This is a genomic window from Phycisphaerales bacterium AB-hyl4 (assembly GCA_041821185.1).
Taxonomy (GTDB): domain Bacteria; phylum Planctomycetota; class Phycisphaerae; order Phycisphaerales; family Phycisphaeraceae; genus Natronomicrosphaera; species Natronomicrosphaera hydrolytica.
On record JBGUBD010000005.1, the window covers coordinates 333131 to 347323 of the forward strand.

Genomic DNA, 14193 nt, shown 5'->3' on the forward strand with positions numbered 1-14193 from the left:
CGAAGAAACACACAGCCTGAAAAGGCCTGCCACGCTCCGGTGTAGGAGCGACAGATAAGGATTACGCCATGGGCTTGACCACCGCGCTTTACACGGGTCGCACGGGTCTGACCGCCAACTCGACGATGTTGTCGGTCACCGGTAACAACATTGCCAACGTCAACACGACGGCTTTCAAAGCCAGCCGAGCCGAGTTCGAGACGTTGATCTCGCAAACACTGTCGTCCGGTTCGCCGCCCACCGGCGACCGCGGCGGGTCGAACCCGGCGCAGGTGGGGCTGGGTGTTCGGCTGGCCAACAGTCGCGACTTCTCCAACGGCGCGCTTCAGCCTACCGGCCAGAGCACGGACATGGCCATCGAAGGCAACGGGTTTTTCGTTGTCAACGCCGGCGGCGAGATGCGATACACCCGCGCGGGCAACTTCACGCTCGACCGCGATTTCAACCTCGTCAACCCCAACGGCGCACTCGTGCAAGGCTACGGCGTCGATGACAACTTCAACATTCAGGAAGGCGAACTGGGTAACGTCAACATCCCCATCGGTGCGATGACGCTGGCCGAGGCGACGAAGACCGCCCGCTTCTCCGGCAACCTCAACGCCGGCGGCGACGTTGCCACGCAAGGCGCGATCATCAACACGCAGACGATCTTCGCCGACGCGACCGCCACAACGTTTGCCGACGACACGACCGCGCTCAACCAGTTGTTTGATGCGGACGGCAATGCGATGTTCGCCGACGGCGATCTCATCCAGTTCACCGGCGTGAGCAAGGGCGGCAAGACCATGCCCGATCGCACGTTCGAGGTCGGCAACAACGGCCAGCACAACGCCGACGCCACCGGCCAGTCGCTCGGCGACCTGATGACCTTCATCCAGAGCGTGCTGGGCATCGACACGGATGTGTCCGGCGGCGTGAGCATCACCGACGGCGTGCTCAGCATCGAAGGCAATGGCGGTACCGCCAACGACCTGGACTTCGAGCCCGCCGGCTTCATCGTCAACGCCGGCACGCCCGGCGCGAACGCTCCGCTGACGTTCAACAAAGCCCAGGCCGCCGACGGCGAGTCCACGCGCACGACCTTCGTCGCCTACGACAGCCTTGGCAATGAGATGACCATCGACGTGACCATGGTGCTCGAAGAGAAAAACAACGGCGGCACGGAATGGCGCTACTACGCCCAGTCGTCCGACCATACGGACCTGGACCGCAACATCGGTTCGGGCATCATGAACTTCAACACCAAGGGCAGGCTTCAGGACGTTTCGAACAATAACATCCTCATCGGCCGCGACGGTACGGGCGCCGGCACGCCGCAGCAGATCGAACTGCTGTTCAATGGCGGCAGCGAGTCGATCTCCGCGCTGGCGGATAAGGGGAGCCAACTTTCGCCGATCGCGCAGGACGGCTCACCGCTGGGCACGTTGGCCGACTTTTCGCTCGGCAACGACGGCACGATTCAGGGTGTTTTCTCCAACGGCCTGATGCGCGACCTCGGCCGATTGCCGGTGGCCATGTTCGTCAACAACGAGGGTTTGGAGGAAGCCGGCGGCAACCTGTTCAAGCAGACCGCCAACTCCGGGCAGGCGAGCCTGGTCAACGCCGGCACGGGCGGCGCGGGCCGAACCATCGGCGCGGCGCTGGAGCAGTCCAACGTCGACCTCGCTGACGAATTCATCAACCTCATCAGCGCCACCACCGGCTTCAGCGCAAGCTCGCGTGTTTTGACCACCAGTGACCGACTGTTGCAGGAACTGATGACGATCGTCCGATAATTTGAAAGTTACCCTACTTCGAGGCAGCGAGGCCAAACAGGCCTCGCTGCCTTCTTTGAGTTTGAACCATGATCACCGTGACCCGATTCAATGGCAAGCGACTCGTCGTCAACGCGGAGTTGATCCGCACCATTGAGGCCAACCCGGACACGACGATCACGCTGATCAACGGCGATCACATTCTCGTTCGCGAGTCGATGGACGAGGTGGTGAACCTCGCGATCGAGTACGGCCGAACGCTGCGAAAACTGTTGCCGCCGGATTGAACAAACACGCGATCCGGGGTTCACAGTGCTTTCCCCGAACCGCACATCCGGAACAGGACTCAACATCCCCCCGCCAACGGGCCGATAAACAATGATGAACGGATGCACGCCGCACTGAGGGACGGAAAGACGCGATGGATCTCGGGATCCTCTTTGGTTTCATCGGGACATGGGTGTTGATCGCCTGGGCCATTCTGGTCGGCGGCGATGTCCGTCCGTTCATCAATCCTCAGAGTATGATCCTGGTCATTGGTGCTTCGTGCACCGTCATCTTCTTCGCCATCCCCGCCCGCAACATCAAGGGGCTGGTCGGCGTGCTGAAAAAGGCGTTCTTTCACAGCTCGAAGCCCATCGAGCAGCTTATCGACGATCTGGTTTCCTACGCCGAGGTCGCCCGCCGGGATGGCATTCTCTCGCTGGAGAACACGACCAAGGATATTGATGATCCGTTTATTGTTCGCGGCATTCAGATGGCGGTCGACGGCACGGACCCGGAACTGATCGAGCAGATCATGGAAGCCGAGCTTGAGAACCTCATTGAACGCCACGACGTCGGCCGGGGCATGCTCGACGCGCTGGGCAAGTATGCCCCGGCATTCGGCATGATCGGAACGCTGATCGGCCTGGTGATCATGCTCGCCAACCTCGACGACCCCTCGGCCATCGGCCCGGGCATGGCGGTCGCCATTCTCACCACGCTGTACGGTGCGGTGATCGCCAACGCGATCGCGTTGCCGCTGAGCGACCGCCTTTCCCGCCGATCCAGCGAAGAGGTGCTGTACAAGACGATCATCATCAAGGGTGTGATGGCGATTCAAAGCGGTGACAACCCGCGAATCGTTGAACAGAAGCTCCGCACGTTCCTTCCGCCGTCGGCTCGAAGCGAAACCGACGAAGAAGAACGCGACGCGGCGTAGGGATAAGCCATGACAAGATGACAGGGTGAAAAGGTGACCGAAGCGATGTCACCCCCTCACCCCCTCGCCTTGTCACCTTGTCATCCGAAACCATGGCCAAGCGCAAGAAAAAACAGGAAGAAGGCGCGCCGCTGTGGGTTTTGACCTACGGCGACATGATGTCCCTGTTGCTGGTCTTCTTCATCATGCTGGTCGCCCTGTCGGAAATCCCCGAGCAGGATCGCTTCAAATCCATCATGGAAGAGATCAAGCAGGCGTTCGGCATGCACGGCGGCGGCGGTAAACTGCCCACCGACGAAGACCCCGAACTCTCGCTGATACAGATACTTGAGCAGGTTCAGCTACAGCAGCAACGCGAGCCCGAACGCTCCAACGTCGACGACCCGGGCATCGACGGCCGGGACACCCAGGTGACGCAGGTCCGAGAAGGTCTGCGATTTCTTGTCGGCGGACATGTCACGTTCGAGCCCGGATCGGCCGATCTAACAGATATGGCCCGGCGTCAACTGCGCCAGGTCGCCGACCTGACGCGCGGCTACGAGAACATCATCGAGCTGCGCGGACACGCCGCCGCCAGCGAGCGAGAGCTCGTCGGCAGACCGGGTGACACGTTCGGCGACCTCTGGCTGCTCAGTTACGCGCGGGCCCACGCGGTGATGCAGTATCTCACCAGCGACGAGGTCGGCATCCGGTGGGACCGCATCCGCCTGATCGGGAACGCCGACCGCGAGCCGCTGGTTCAGCGCCGCTACGCAGGGCATCAGACCCAGCCCAACCGCCGGGTCGAAGTGCTTGTCACTGAATCACTTGTCGCCGAGTTCACGGAACCGAGCTCGGCCAACTAGCATGGACGCCGGCCGCGACCGCTTGTGATCGAAAGACAGACCCGCCATGCCGGAGACTGAAGCCAAAACCGAAGAATCGCCCAAGGGCGGCTTTTCACTCAAGACGGTGCTCGTGCTCGTCGCCATCCTCGCGCTGGAAGCCGCTGCCATCTCGGCGGTGTTCCTGCTCAGTGGTGGGCCGGAAGACGCCCGCGCCGCCGGTGCCGCGGAGGACGAGGCCGCCCTCGCCGAGCAGCCCGTCGAGGTGCTCGTCATCGCGGACAAATTCCAGAACACCCGCACGGGACGGTCGTACCTTTACGACACGGAAGTTTACATCGTCACGCAGCGCCGCTGGCGTGGCTCGGTCGAGCAGCGGATTGACTCGATGGAGGCGCAGCTCACCAGCGACGTGGCGACCATCTTCCGCCGTGCCGAGCCGGCTCATCTGCTTGAACCGGAGCTGGCCACACTCACCCGCCAGCTCGAAGCGGCGATGAACCGTCGGCTGGGCAAGGACGAAGAAGGCGAACCGCTGGTGCAGGAAGTGCTTATCCGCAAACTCATGCGCTTCCGCGGGGATCTCTAATGTCTCCCTCGCCGGGAGTGAAATCGAAGTCTGTTACACTGCCTGCCAACCTTTAACGCAATACGCACGCGAGGACGATCATGGCCGATCAACCCCAGGGCAAGGACACGCCCGACCAGCCCGACACGTCACAACCGGCACAGTCGGTACAGCCGGGCGCCGATGCCAACGCGAACGACGACGCATCGGTCGACGAAGCGCTCGAAGCGGCCAGCGCTTCGCTGGATGAGCTGAAGCAGACGGTTGAGGCGTCTGCGGGCGCGCAGGACCCTGCAGATGAAGCTGCCGAGGCGGGCGATGAGCCTTCGGGCACGAGCCTCGACCTGCTTGGCGACGTCGATCTGGATGTGATGATCGAGCTTGGCCGAACGGAGATGCTCGTTGAAGACGTGCTGAAGTTGCAGGCCGGCAGCGTGGTGGAACTGGACAAGCTCGCGGGCGATCCGGTGGACGTATACGTCAACGGCCGACTGGTCGCGCGTGGCGAGGTACTGGTGCTCAACGACAATTTTTGTATTCGCATCAGCGAAGTGCTCGCCGACCTTGAGCAGGAAGCCGAGGCCGCGGTCGAAGCGCAGCAGGCCGGTGCTACGTCGGACGCGAGTTAGGTTGCGTCCGGTTTTACCCGCGCATTCGCGCGCTGAACATCGTTCTATTGTTTTCTGAATAACAAATTACAGTTCCACCCCCGCTTCGCGCCGATAGTGACGACAGCGCGGCAATTGTTGCGCGGTCCCGTCGCGAGCGGAGCTCGTGCGATGGGGGGGAATTGAGTTGGAACACCGACGCAGGATGCGTCGGTAGAAGTCACCGGCCATGGAGGGCCGAACGGTGCACGCGTGGAACTACAGCCTCGCTTTGGCCGTCGCGCTGTTGATCAGCAGCGCGGCCGTGTTGGCCGATGCGCCGGCCCGGCCCGCCTCGGCCAACGATGGCGCGGCCATGTCCGTCGACGCCGACACGCAAGCCGACACCAACACACGCGATGACAACGCCGACAACGCGGCCCCTGCCCGCCGCGACCTTTCCGATCTGGCGCGATCCCTCGCCGAGCGACGTAACACTGCCTCAACCGATGATCGCGACGCCGACGACCGCGCCGCCCCCGCCCGGCAGTCGATTCTTGCGCCGACGGACAATGACGAATCGTCCGACACTGCCGACGCCGCCGCAGCCTCGCGCGAGGACGAAAGCCTCGGCACGCCGAGCACGCGCACCAGCGAAGGCGGTTCGAGCGGCGTCTTCAGCGGTACGGGGTCGGCAACGCTCAACACGCTCACCGCGCTGGGCATTGTCATCGGCCTGATCCTCTTCCTCCGCTGGGCGTGGACCAAGCTCTCCGGCCAACCCACCGTCCGACCCAGCCCCGTCATCGAAGTGCTCGCACGCACGCCCGTCGCACCACGCAACCACATCCTCATTGTCCGTATCGGCAACCGCGTGCTCATCGTCGGCGACTCCGCCAACGGCCTGCGAACCCTCGCCAACGTTGACGACCCCGAAGAGATCGCCGACCTGCTCACGGCCGTCACCGCCTCGCGGGAAACCTCTGTCACCAAAGGCTTCAGCCAACTGCTCGGCCGATTCCACGGCGACTACGACGCCCCCACAGCCGATGCCGACGGCGTCGGCTCGCCCACCGACTTCCGCTTCGACGACGAAGGCGGCGACCGCAGCGAACACCTCGTCGACCGCGCCCGCGACTCGGTCAGCAGCCTCATGTCCCGCCTGCGCGTCATGTCGGGGAAAGGGGGCGACTCGTGAAACCGTTTCGCCTTTCGAGCTTCGAGTTTCGCGTCGGCTTTATGCTGGTGATGCTGCTTTGCATGTTGGCCTTGCCAACCGTGGCGATCGCGCAAGACGGGGGCGATGGCAATCTCGATCCGTTCAACCCGCTGTCCATCCTCGAAAACGCATCGCGGGCGCTGCCCATCGACGGCGGCGAAGCTGGTGCCGACGGCGAAGGCGGCACGACCCTCTCCGCCACGCTCTCGATCATGCTGCTGCTGTCGGTGCTCTCGCTTGCGCCGGCCATCCTCGTGATGTGCACCAGCTTCACGCGCATCGTCGTCGTGCTCGCCCTGCTCCGCCAGGCCATCGGCACGCAGGCGCTGCCGCCGTCGCAGGTGATCGTCGGCCTGTCGCTGTTCATGACCTTCCTCGTCATGGCGCCGACGTTCGAACGCATCAACACCAACGCGCTTCAGCCGTTGCAGAACAACGAGATCGGCGAGATGGAAGCGTGGGAGGCCGCCAAGCAGCCGGTGCGCGATTTCATGTTCGACCAGATCGAATATGCGGGCAACTGGGACAATCTTTACATGATCCTCAACTACCGGGGCATCGACACCTCCGAGCCGGAGAACCTGCGGCGGGCGGATGTGGACATGCTCTCGCTGATCCCCGCATTCGTGCTCAGCGAGTTGAAGGTCGCGTTCCTCATCGGCTTTCGTCTTTACCTGCCGTTTCTGATTATCGACATGGTGGTCGCGAGCGTGCTGATTTCGATGGGCATGCTGATGCTGCCGCCGATTCTCATCAGCCTGCCGTTCAAGCTGCTGCTGTTTGTGCTCGTGGACGGGTGGATGCTCGTCGCGGGCAACCTGCTCAACAGTTTCGCGGTGCCGGGGGTGACGTAGCTTTGCGTAAGAGGAATATGCGATGAACGTGGACCAGGCCAGTGACATGTTGCGCGAAGCGTTGGGGCTGATGCTGATGCTCAGCTTTCCGATCCTCGCGGCGGCGCTGATGATCGGCCTGACGGTCAGCATCGCGCAAGCGGTCACGCAGGTGCAGGAACAGACGCTCAGCTTCGTGCCCAAAATCGTGGGCATGGTCATCGTCGCGATCCTGATGATGCCCTGGATGATGCTGCAGATACTCAACTTCGCGGAACGGATGTTCGCGGGGTATTGAAGGAGGGAAGGGTGACAAGGTGACAGGATGGCAAGGTGACAAGGTGATCGGCAGATGCGTCACCCCCTCACCCCACTCACCCCCTCACCATGTCACCTTGTCAAACCATGGAGGACCAACTGATTGATCGCCGACTTGCGACCTCTGCTCGATCATCTGCCTGCGTGGTTGCTGGTGCTGTTTCGGCTCACCGGCATCTTTCTGCTTGCGCCGGTGCTCGGCAGCCCCGCGATTCTGCGGCAGGTCAAGGTCTTCCTTGTGCTCGGCCTGTCACTATGCGTCTACCCGATGCTGCTCGATCCCAGCCGACCGTCGGCGGCGTTGATCTCACCGTTGATCGGAACGGAGCCGGCGTTGCTCGGCCTCGTGGCGGCGATCGGACTGGAACTGGCCATCGGCCTGGCGATCGGCTACTGCGCGAGCCTGCCGTTGATCGCCATGCAGATCGGCGGACAGCTCATCGATCAGCAGGTCTTCCCCGGCTCGGCGGGCGTGTTCAACCCCGACCTCAACGAACAATCCACCATCATGGGCGAAATGCTGTTCCTCACAGCCCTGGCGGTGTTCGTCATCCTCGGCGGCATTCAGGCCATGCTCGCAGCGCTCATCGGCAGCTTCGACCACATCCCGCCCGGCGGCTTCACCGACTTCGACTCACTGCTCCAACTGATCATCGGCATGCTCGCCTCGGCGTTCGAAATCGGCCTGCGCATCGCAGCGCCGCTGCTCGTGCTGATCTTCCTCGAAACGCTGGCCATGGGCTTTATCGCCCGCACCGTGCCGGGCATCAACATCCTGAGCATCGGCTTTGCCATCCGCACCATCGCCGGCGGCACGGTGCTGGTCATGGGCGTCGGCATCATGATCGGCATCTATGTCGACGGCTTGCAGGACATGATGCGACGACTGCTCGGCGTCTTCGCCTGGTGAACCACTCGAAACTCGAAACTCGAAACCAGAAACCTTTTTAACGATCGATGGCTGAAAACAACACCGCTGCTGAAAAAACCGAGCCACCTACGCCGCGCAAGCGGGAGGAGGCCCGCCGCGAAGGGAACGTGCCCAAGAGCACGGACCTCAACGCGGCCTGCGCGCTGCTTGCAGCCACGGTGCTCATTTATTTGCTCGGCCAGCGCGTGTTCGGCGGACTCAAAGTCTCACTCGAAGTGCTCCTCTCCGGCTCACACGCGAGCAATCCCACTCGGCCGGAGGACCTGGGCGCACTGGGCTCGTTCGTATTGCACATTCTCGCGTCGGCGGTGTTGCCGTTGATGATCGCCATCGGCGCGATCGTGTTGATGGTGGCGGTCGGTCAGGTAGGTTTTCTCGTGACGGTCAAGCCGATCACGCCGAAGCTCAGCAAGCTTTCGCCGATGCGGGGGATCAAGAATCTGACAAACGCCCGCGCCGCGATGCGCTTTGTGATGAGCCTGGGCAAGCTGATCGCCATTGCCGCGGTCGCGATGTTTCTGATCTACAACGACCTGCCGAAGATCCTCATCCTGCCCGAACTGTCAGCCGGCCAGGCCTTCGCTGCGGCCACGCAGATGACGTTTCTGCTGTCGATCAAGCTGGCGGTGCTGCTGATCATCCTTGCGATTCTCGACTTCTCGTTTCAACGCTTTCAGCACGAGCGCGAACTGCGTATGAGCAAGCAGGAAGTCAAAGAAGAGATGAAGCGTATGGAAGGCGACCCGCTCATGAAGCAGCGTCGCTCGCGCGTCGCCCGCCAGCTTGCCATGCAGCGCACCGCGCAGCAAGTGCCCCAGGCCGACGTGATCGTGACCAACCCGACGCATTTGGCGATCGCCTTGAAATATGACGCCGAGAGCATGCGTGCGCCGAAAGTCGTCGCAAAGGGGGCTGATTTCCTTGCGATGCGTATTCGTCAGATCGGCTCGCTGCATGGCATTCCGATCATCGAACGCAAGCCGCTCGCGCGAGCGCTGTACAGCAGCGTCGACGTGGGGCAGGAAGTCCCGCCAGAGCACTACACCGCCGTGGCGGAAATCATGGCTTACGTCTATCGACTGAGCGGGCGCAAGAGCGCGTGAACGGACGGGAAAGCCACGAAGACACGAAGGGGATGAAGGAGTCACGAAGTGAAAAAGAAAATAAATATTGGCAGCGATAATTCAGTTGTAACAACTGTTCCTCTGCCTTTCTTCGTGTTTTCTTCGCCCCCTTCGTGTCTTCGTGGCTAACCCGATCGACAAGCACCAACCATGGCCAAGCAACCCGCCAACCCGATGAACATTGCCGGCGCTGCCGCGTTCGTGCAGCGGCATCAGTCGCTGATCGTGCCGGTGCTGTTCATTGCGATGCTGGCGGTCATTGTCGTGCCCTTGCCGACGATCGCGCTGGACCTGTTGATCACCGCCAACCTCGCGCTGGCGGCGTTGATTCTCATGACCACGCTGTTCGTCCGCAGCCCGCTCGATTTTTCCGGCTTCCCGTCGCTGCTGCTGGGCACAGCCATGTTTCGGCTTGTCTTGAACATCGCCAGCACGCGTTTGATTCTGTCGATGGCGGCCGACACGCCGGAGGAAGCGACCGCGGTGGCCGGCCGGGTCATTCAAGCGTTCGCTGAGTTCGTCACGGGCGGCGGCGTCGGGGCGGGGCCGACGGCGGTGGTGGTCGGCGTGATTCTCTTCGTGATTCTCATCATCGTGCAATTCGTGGTCATCACCAAAGGTGCGACACGCATCAGTGAAGTGGCCGCCCGCTTCCAGCTCGACGGCATGCCGGGCAAGCAGATGGCCATCGACGCGGACCTCAACGCCGGCCTGATCGATGAGAAGCAGGCCAAGTCCCGCCGAAAGCAGATCACCGACGAGTCCGACTTTTATGGCCGAATGGACGGTGCCGCCAAGTTCGTTCGCGGCGACGCGATCGCGGGCATCATCATCACCGTCATCAACATCGTCGCCGGCTTCACCATCGGCATCGCCATCAAGGGCTGGAGCTTTGGCGATTCGCTTCAGATCTTTACGTTGCTGACCATCGGCGACGGCCTGGTCTCGCAGCTGCCCGCGTTGGTGATCTCACTGTCCGCGGGCCTGATCGTAACGCGGTCCAGCAGCGATCAGGACATGGGCACGGAGCTGACGCAGCAGCTCACCAGCCGACACGCGGCGCTGGGCATCACCGCTGGTTTCCTCGTACTGATGGCGTTCACGGGCATGCCGATGCTGCCGATGTTGCTCGCGGCGGGCAGCGTGGGTGGGCTCGGGTTCATGCTGCATCGGGCAGGCCAGCGACAGCAGGTCGCTGACACCGAGGCCGAGCACGCCAAGACTCAGCGTCCGGAAAAGCCGCCGGTCGAGCAGTCGCTGCACGTCGACACGTTGGAGCTGGAAGTTGGCTACGGGCTGGTCCGTCTCGTGGACGCGTCGCAAGGCGGCGATTTGCTTGAGCGCATCGACATGATCCGCCGACAGCTTGCCGGCGAGCTGGGCTTCGTCATGCCGCCGGTGCGTATTCGCGACAACATGCAGCTTACGCCGAGCGACTATCACATCAAACTGCGGGGCAACTCGATCGCCAACGGGCAGGTGTACCCCGGCCAGTTCCTCGCGATGGACAGCGGCCTGGCGAGTGAGCCGCTGCCGGGCACGCGAACGCGTGAGCCGGCGTTCGGCCTGGATGCGACGTGGATCGAGTCCGGCCAGAAGCAGCGGGCCGAGGCGCTCAACTACACGGTCGTCGACGCGACCAGCGTGCTGGCAACCCATCTGACCGAAACCGTCAAGGGCCATGCCCACGAACTGCTCTCGCGCGAAGAGACGAACAACCTTATCACGCAGTTGCGCGAGAAAGCGCCGAAGCTGGTGGACGAAGTGCTCGGCCCGGCCGCCGCGGGCGCGAACGACGCGACGCCGACCGTCAAGTCCGCCGAGTTGCAGAAAGTGCTCCAGAACCTGCTTCGCGAGCGCGTGCCGGTTCGCGATCTGGAGACGATTCTCGAAACGCTTGGCGATTGGGCACCGCGAACCAAAGACCTCGAAGTGCTTACCGAGTATGTGCGCAACGCCTTACGTCGGACGATCTGCAACCAGTATGTCGTCACGGAAAGCAATCACGATGCACAGACCGGCCTGGACGATGGCGTGCCGGTGACGAAGCTGTATTGTGTGAGCCTCGACCCGGCGTTGGAAGATCGGATCAACGGCTACATCGAGCGATCGACCGAAGGCACGAGCATGACGATGCCGCCGGCGGTGGCGAACCGCATCACCACGGCGATGATTCAGGAGTTGCAGCGCTTGTTGCAGGGGGGGCACAACCCGGTCGTGCTCGCGTCGCCGCAGGTTCGCGCGTCCGTGCGGCGGCTGATCGAGCCTCATCTGCCCAACGCAGCGGTGCTGGGCTACAACGAAGTGAGCAAGGGTGTGGAGGTGGAATCGTTGGGTCTTGTGCAGGTGAGTAATGAACGGCGTGAAGAGATGGCCGGAAGCGTGTAAGTTATGCGAGCAACTCACGTCGCCTGAAGGCGACAGACGACAGGCAGTGATATGTCAGCGAGCCATGGACGGCGAGCTTACGACAAGGGGCAGGAGCGTTGAACCTTAGAACATTCACCGCCAGGACAATGGCCGAGGCACTTGTGCATGTGCGTCGCACGATGGGCGCGGACGCGGTCATTCTGCACACGCGCAGCTACAAGCGCGGCGGCATCCTGGGCATTGGTGCGAAGGCGGTGGTGGAAGTCACCGCTGCGGACGGCCGCGAGGTCGGTCGCAAGAAACGCTCACAAGCGGTGCGCGATCGCCAGGAGCAATTGGCGGCCCTGGTGGCGCGGCGGAAAGGGTCGGATGCAAGCCCACGCGTGGCCGCTGAGCGGCTTAAGTCGCTCAGCCGAGTGTCGGAGCGTGCGTCGGAGCAACGCACGCCAGAGCCGGTGCGCGAGCCCGAGCAGCCGGCGATGGCGGGGGACCTGATTCGGCGGACGTATGCCGCGGCGCGGGCGGAGTTTGAACAATCGCAGACACCCGTGCAGCCGGCGGTGCAGGCGAGCGTAGCGACGCTCACGCCCGAGCCGACGTACAGCAACGACCAGCTTGCCGACGAGATGCGGGCGATCAAGCGCATGGTCGCGCAGATGATGACCAGCAAGAAGCAGCGGCAGGTCAGCAGCGATCGGCCGGACGTGCCGGACAAGCTGTTCGACCAGTATCTCGCGCTGCTTGAGCAGGAAGTGACGGAGGAACTGGCGGAGGAAATCGTCGATCAGGTGCGCGGGCAGTTGAGTGACGATGACCTCGATGACGAGCAGGCCTGCCGTAAGGCGGTGATGGAAGCGGTCGCGGGCATCCTGCCCACCGGCGCGATGTCGAAAGAGCAGTCGGCGACGCCCGACGACGGCCGACCGCGCACGATCGCGCTCGTCGGGCCAACCGGTGTGGGCAAGACAACGACGATCGCCAAGCTCGCAGCGACGTTCAAGCTCAAGCAGAAGAAAAAGGTGGGGCTGATCACGCTGGACACGTACCGCATCGCGGCGGTGGACCAGCTGCGCACGTATGCGGGCATCATCGGCGTGCCGCTGCGTGTGGCGATGAGCCCGGACGAACTGGAGAAGGCGATCGACGGCTATCGCGACTGCGACGTCGTGCTCATCGACACGGCCGGCCGATCGCAGCGCGACGACCCTCGCCTGGGCGAGTTGCAGTCGTTTATCGCGGCGGCGAAGCCGCATGAGGTGCATCTCGTGCTGTCGTCGACGTGTACGCAGAAGGTGCTCGAAGACACGATCGAACGGTTTGCCAGGATTCACACGGACCGCATCATTTTCACCAAGCTCGACGAAGCGGTGACGTTCGGCGTGGTGCTGAACGTGATGCGTAAGGTTCGCAAGCGGTTGAGTTACATCACCACAGGTCAGGAAGTGCCGCACCAGATTGAGCCCGGCCGACCCGATCGGCTGGCGGCGCTGGTGCTCGGGGAAGGGGTCGTTCAAGAATCATGATTGCGGATCAGGCGCAGGCATTACGCGGGCTCGTCGCCGACCAGCGACGGGCATCCAACGCGCCCCGGGCGCGGACGTTGGCCATCACCAGCGGCAAAGGCGGCGTGGGTAAGACCACGATGTCGGTCAATCTGTCGGTGCAGCTTGCACAGATGGGCAGGCGGATCGTGCTCATCGATGCGGACCTTGGCACGGCCAATGCAGACGTGCTGTGCAACGTCGCGCCGCGCGGCAGCCTGGCGCACGTCGTGGCGGGGCGGATGTCGCTTGATGAAGCAATGGTCGACGCGCCGGGCGGCTTTCGCCTCGTGCCGGGCGCGTCGGGTTTGGCGCAGATGGCGGCGCTGAGCGAATACGAACGCACCCGACTGATGGACCAGATGCATCAGCTGGAGTCGGCGGCGGACTTGATCATGATCGACACGGGCGCAGGCGTGGGCCCGAACGTGCTGGGCTTTCTCGTGGCGGTCGATGAAGTGCTCGTGGTGACGACGCCCGAGCCGACGGCGATCACCGATGCTTACGCGCTGATCAAAACACTCGTGCGTGCGAAGCGTGAACAGAACGAAGAGCCCTCGGTTCGCGTGCTGGTGAACCAGGTTCGCGACGAGGATGAAGCGAAGGCGGTGTACGATCGGGTCGCGGCGGTGTGCCAGCGGTTTCTGCAGATCACGCCGCGACTGGCGGGGCATGTGGTCAGCGACGCGCGGGTGTCGTTGTCGGTGCGTCGTCGCACGCCGTTTGTGCTTGAGAGTCCGTCGTCATTGGCGAGCACGTGTTTGAATCGGTTGGCGCATCGATTGGACCGTCACGCAGCGCAGCCGCCTGGCCGTAGCCTGTTTCGTCGGATGACCGGCTGGCTGGTGGGGTGATAGCGATAATATTTTTTTGGCTAGCGTGATCGGCTGAAAGCGCGTGTAGCGCGGTGAGCGCAGGTC

The 14193-nt window shown here is 62.9% G+C and carries 14 protein-coding genes; all 14 read left to right on the forward strand.

Translation table 11 applies throughout. The features are described from left to right. Window positions 1-68: 68 nt before the first annotated feature. The 14 genes from ACERK3_10135 (at window position 69) to ACERK3_10200 (ending at window position 14127) form a co-directional block, all read left to right on the forward strand. On the forward strand, window positions 69-1775 hold the full coding sequence (locus ACERK3_10135) for a flagellar hook protein FlgE (protein MFA9478654.1): 1707 nt from the start codon (window positions 69-71) through the stop codon (window positions 1773-1775). Window positions 1776-1843: 68 nt separating this feature from the next. After that, window positions 1844-2041 (forward strand): flagellar FlbD family protein, encoded by a 198-nt coding sequence (locus ACERK3_10140; protein MFA9478655.1) that lies wholly within the window; start codon window positions 1844-1846, stop codon window positions 2039-2041. A gap of 134 nt (window positions 2042-2175) precedes the next feature. Next, window positions 2176-2958 carry a motility protein A gene (locus tag ACERK3_10145; GenBank protein MFA9478656.1) on the forward strand — a complete coding sequence of 261 codons (783 nt, stop codon included), beginning with the start codon at window positions 2176-2178 and terminating at the stop codon, window positions 2956-2958. A 92-nt stretch (window positions 2959-3050) separates the two neighbouring features. Continuing rightward, the gene (locus ACERK3_10150; protein ID MFA9478657.1) at window positions 3051-3803 is read left to right on the forward strand and encodes a flagellar motor protein MotB; all 753 of its coding nucleotides are present in this window, start codon (window positions 3051-3053) and stop codon (window positions 3801-3803) included. Window positions 3804-3849: 46 nt separating this feature from the next. Continuing rightward, entirely contained in the window at window positions 3850-4371 is a 522-nt protein-coding gene (locus ACERK3_10155) for a hypothetical protein (GenBank protein MFA9478658.1), read from the forward strand. 80 nt (window positions 4372-4451) lie between these two features. Continuing rightward, entirely contained in the window at window positions 4452-4979 is a 528-nt protein-coding gene (gene fliN, locus ACERK3_10160; protein ID MFA9478659.1) for a flagellar motor switch protein FliN, read from the forward strand. A gap of 208 nt (window positions 4980-5187) precedes the next feature. After that, window positions 5188-6135, forward strand: a complete 948-nt coding sequence (locus ACERK3_10165) for a FliO/MopB family protein (protein ID MFA9478660.1) — start codon at window positions 5188-5190, stop codon at window positions 6133-6135. Further along, window positions 6132-7010 (forward strand): flagellar type III secretion system pore protein FliP, encoded by an 879-nt coding sequence (gene fliP, locus ACERK3_10170; GenBank protein ID MFA9478661.1) that lies wholly within the window; start codon window positions 6132-6134, stop codon window positions 7008-7010. The genes ACERK3_10165 and fliP overlap by 4 nt, the downstream gene beginning before the upstream one ends. Before the next feature lie 22 nt (window positions 7011-7032). Further along, window positions 7033-7287, forward strand: a complete 255-nt coding sequence (gene fliQ / locus ACERK3_10175) for a flagellar biosynthesis protein FliQ (GenBank protein MFA9478662.1) — start codon at window positions 7033-7035, stop codon at window positions 7285-7287. A gap of 135 nt (window positions 7288-7422) precedes the next feature. Beyond that, a complete protein-coding gene (locus ACERK3_10180) occupies window positions 7423-8217 on the forward strand; it encodes a flagellar biosynthetic protein FliR (GenBank protein MFA9478663.1) in 795 nt (264 codons plus the stop codon). A gap of 47 nt (window positions 8218-8264) precedes the next feature. Next, window positions 8265-9341 (forward strand): flagellar biosynthesis protein FlhB, encoded by a 1077-nt coding sequence (flhB, locus tag ACERK3_10185; GenBank protein ID MFA9478664.1) that lies wholly within the window; start codon window positions 8265-8267, stop codon window positions 9339-9341. 171 nt (window positions 9342-9512) lie between these two features. Next, the gene (flhA, locus tag ACERK3_10190; protein ID MFA9478665.1) at window positions 9513-11750 is read left to right on the forward strand and encodes a flagellar biosynthesis protein FlhA; all 2238 of its coding nucleotides are present in this window, start codon (window positions 9513-9515) and stop codon (window positions 11748-11750) included. A gap of 98 nt (window positions 11751-11848) precedes the next feature. Next, window positions 11849-13255, forward strand: a complete 1407-nt coding sequence (flhF, locus tag ACERK3_10195) for a flagellar biosynthesis protein FlhF (protein MFA9478666.1) — start codon at window positions 11849-11851, stop codon at window positions 13253-13255. Then, window positions 13252-14127: a MinD/ParA family protein gene (locus ACERK3_10200; GenBank protein ID MFA9478667.1), complete on the forward strand. Its 876-nt coding sequence runs from the start codon at window positions 13252-13254 to the stop codon at window positions 14125-14127. The genes flhF and ACERK3_10200 overlap by 4 nt, the downstream gene beginning before the upstream one ends. Window positions 14128-14193: the final 66 nt, after the last annotated feature.

Coding starts and splice junctions, on each gene's coding strand:
- ACERK3_10165 (MFA9478660.1), top strand. CDS start 5,188: ATGGAGGGCCGAACGGTGCACGCGTGGAACTACAGCCTCGCTTTGGCC.
- ACERK3_10145 (MFA9478656.1), top strand. CDS start 2,176: ATGGATCTCGGGATCCTCTTTGGTTTCATCGGGACATGGGTGTTGATC.
- ACERK3_10155 (MFA9478658.1), top strand. CDS start 3,850: ATGCCGGAGACTGAAGCCAAAACCGAAGAATCGCCCAAGGGCGGCTTT.
- flhA (MFA9478665.1), top strand. CDS start 9,513: ATGGCCAAGCAACCCGCCAACCCGATGAACATTGCCGGCGCTGCCGCG.
- fliN (MFA9478659.1), top strand. CDS start 4,452: ATGGCCGATCAACCCCAGGGCAAGGACACGCCCGACCAGCCCGACACG.
- ACERK3_10140 (MFA9478655.1), top strand. CDS start 1,844: ATGATCACCGTGACCCGATTCAATGGCAAGCGACTCGTCGTCAACGCG.
- flhB (MFA9478664.1), top strand. CDS start 8,265: ATGGCTGAAAACAACACCGCTGCTGAAAAAACCGAGCCACCTACGCCG.
- ACERK3_10150 (MFA9478657.1), top strand. CDS start 3,051: ATGGCCAAGCGCAAGAAAAAACAGGAAGAAGGCGCGCCGCTGTGGGTT.
- fliQ (MFA9478662.1), top strand. CDS start 7,033: ATGAACGTGGACCAGGCCAGTGACATGTTGCGCGAAGCGTTGGGGCTG.
- ACERK3_10135 (MFA9478654.1), top strand. CDS start 69: ATGGGCTTGACCACCGCGCTTTACACGGGTCGCACGGGTCTGACCGCC.
- ACERK3_10200 (MFA9478667.1), top strand. CDS start 13,252: ATGATTGCGGATCAGGCGCAGGCATTACGCGGGCTCGTCGCCGACCAG.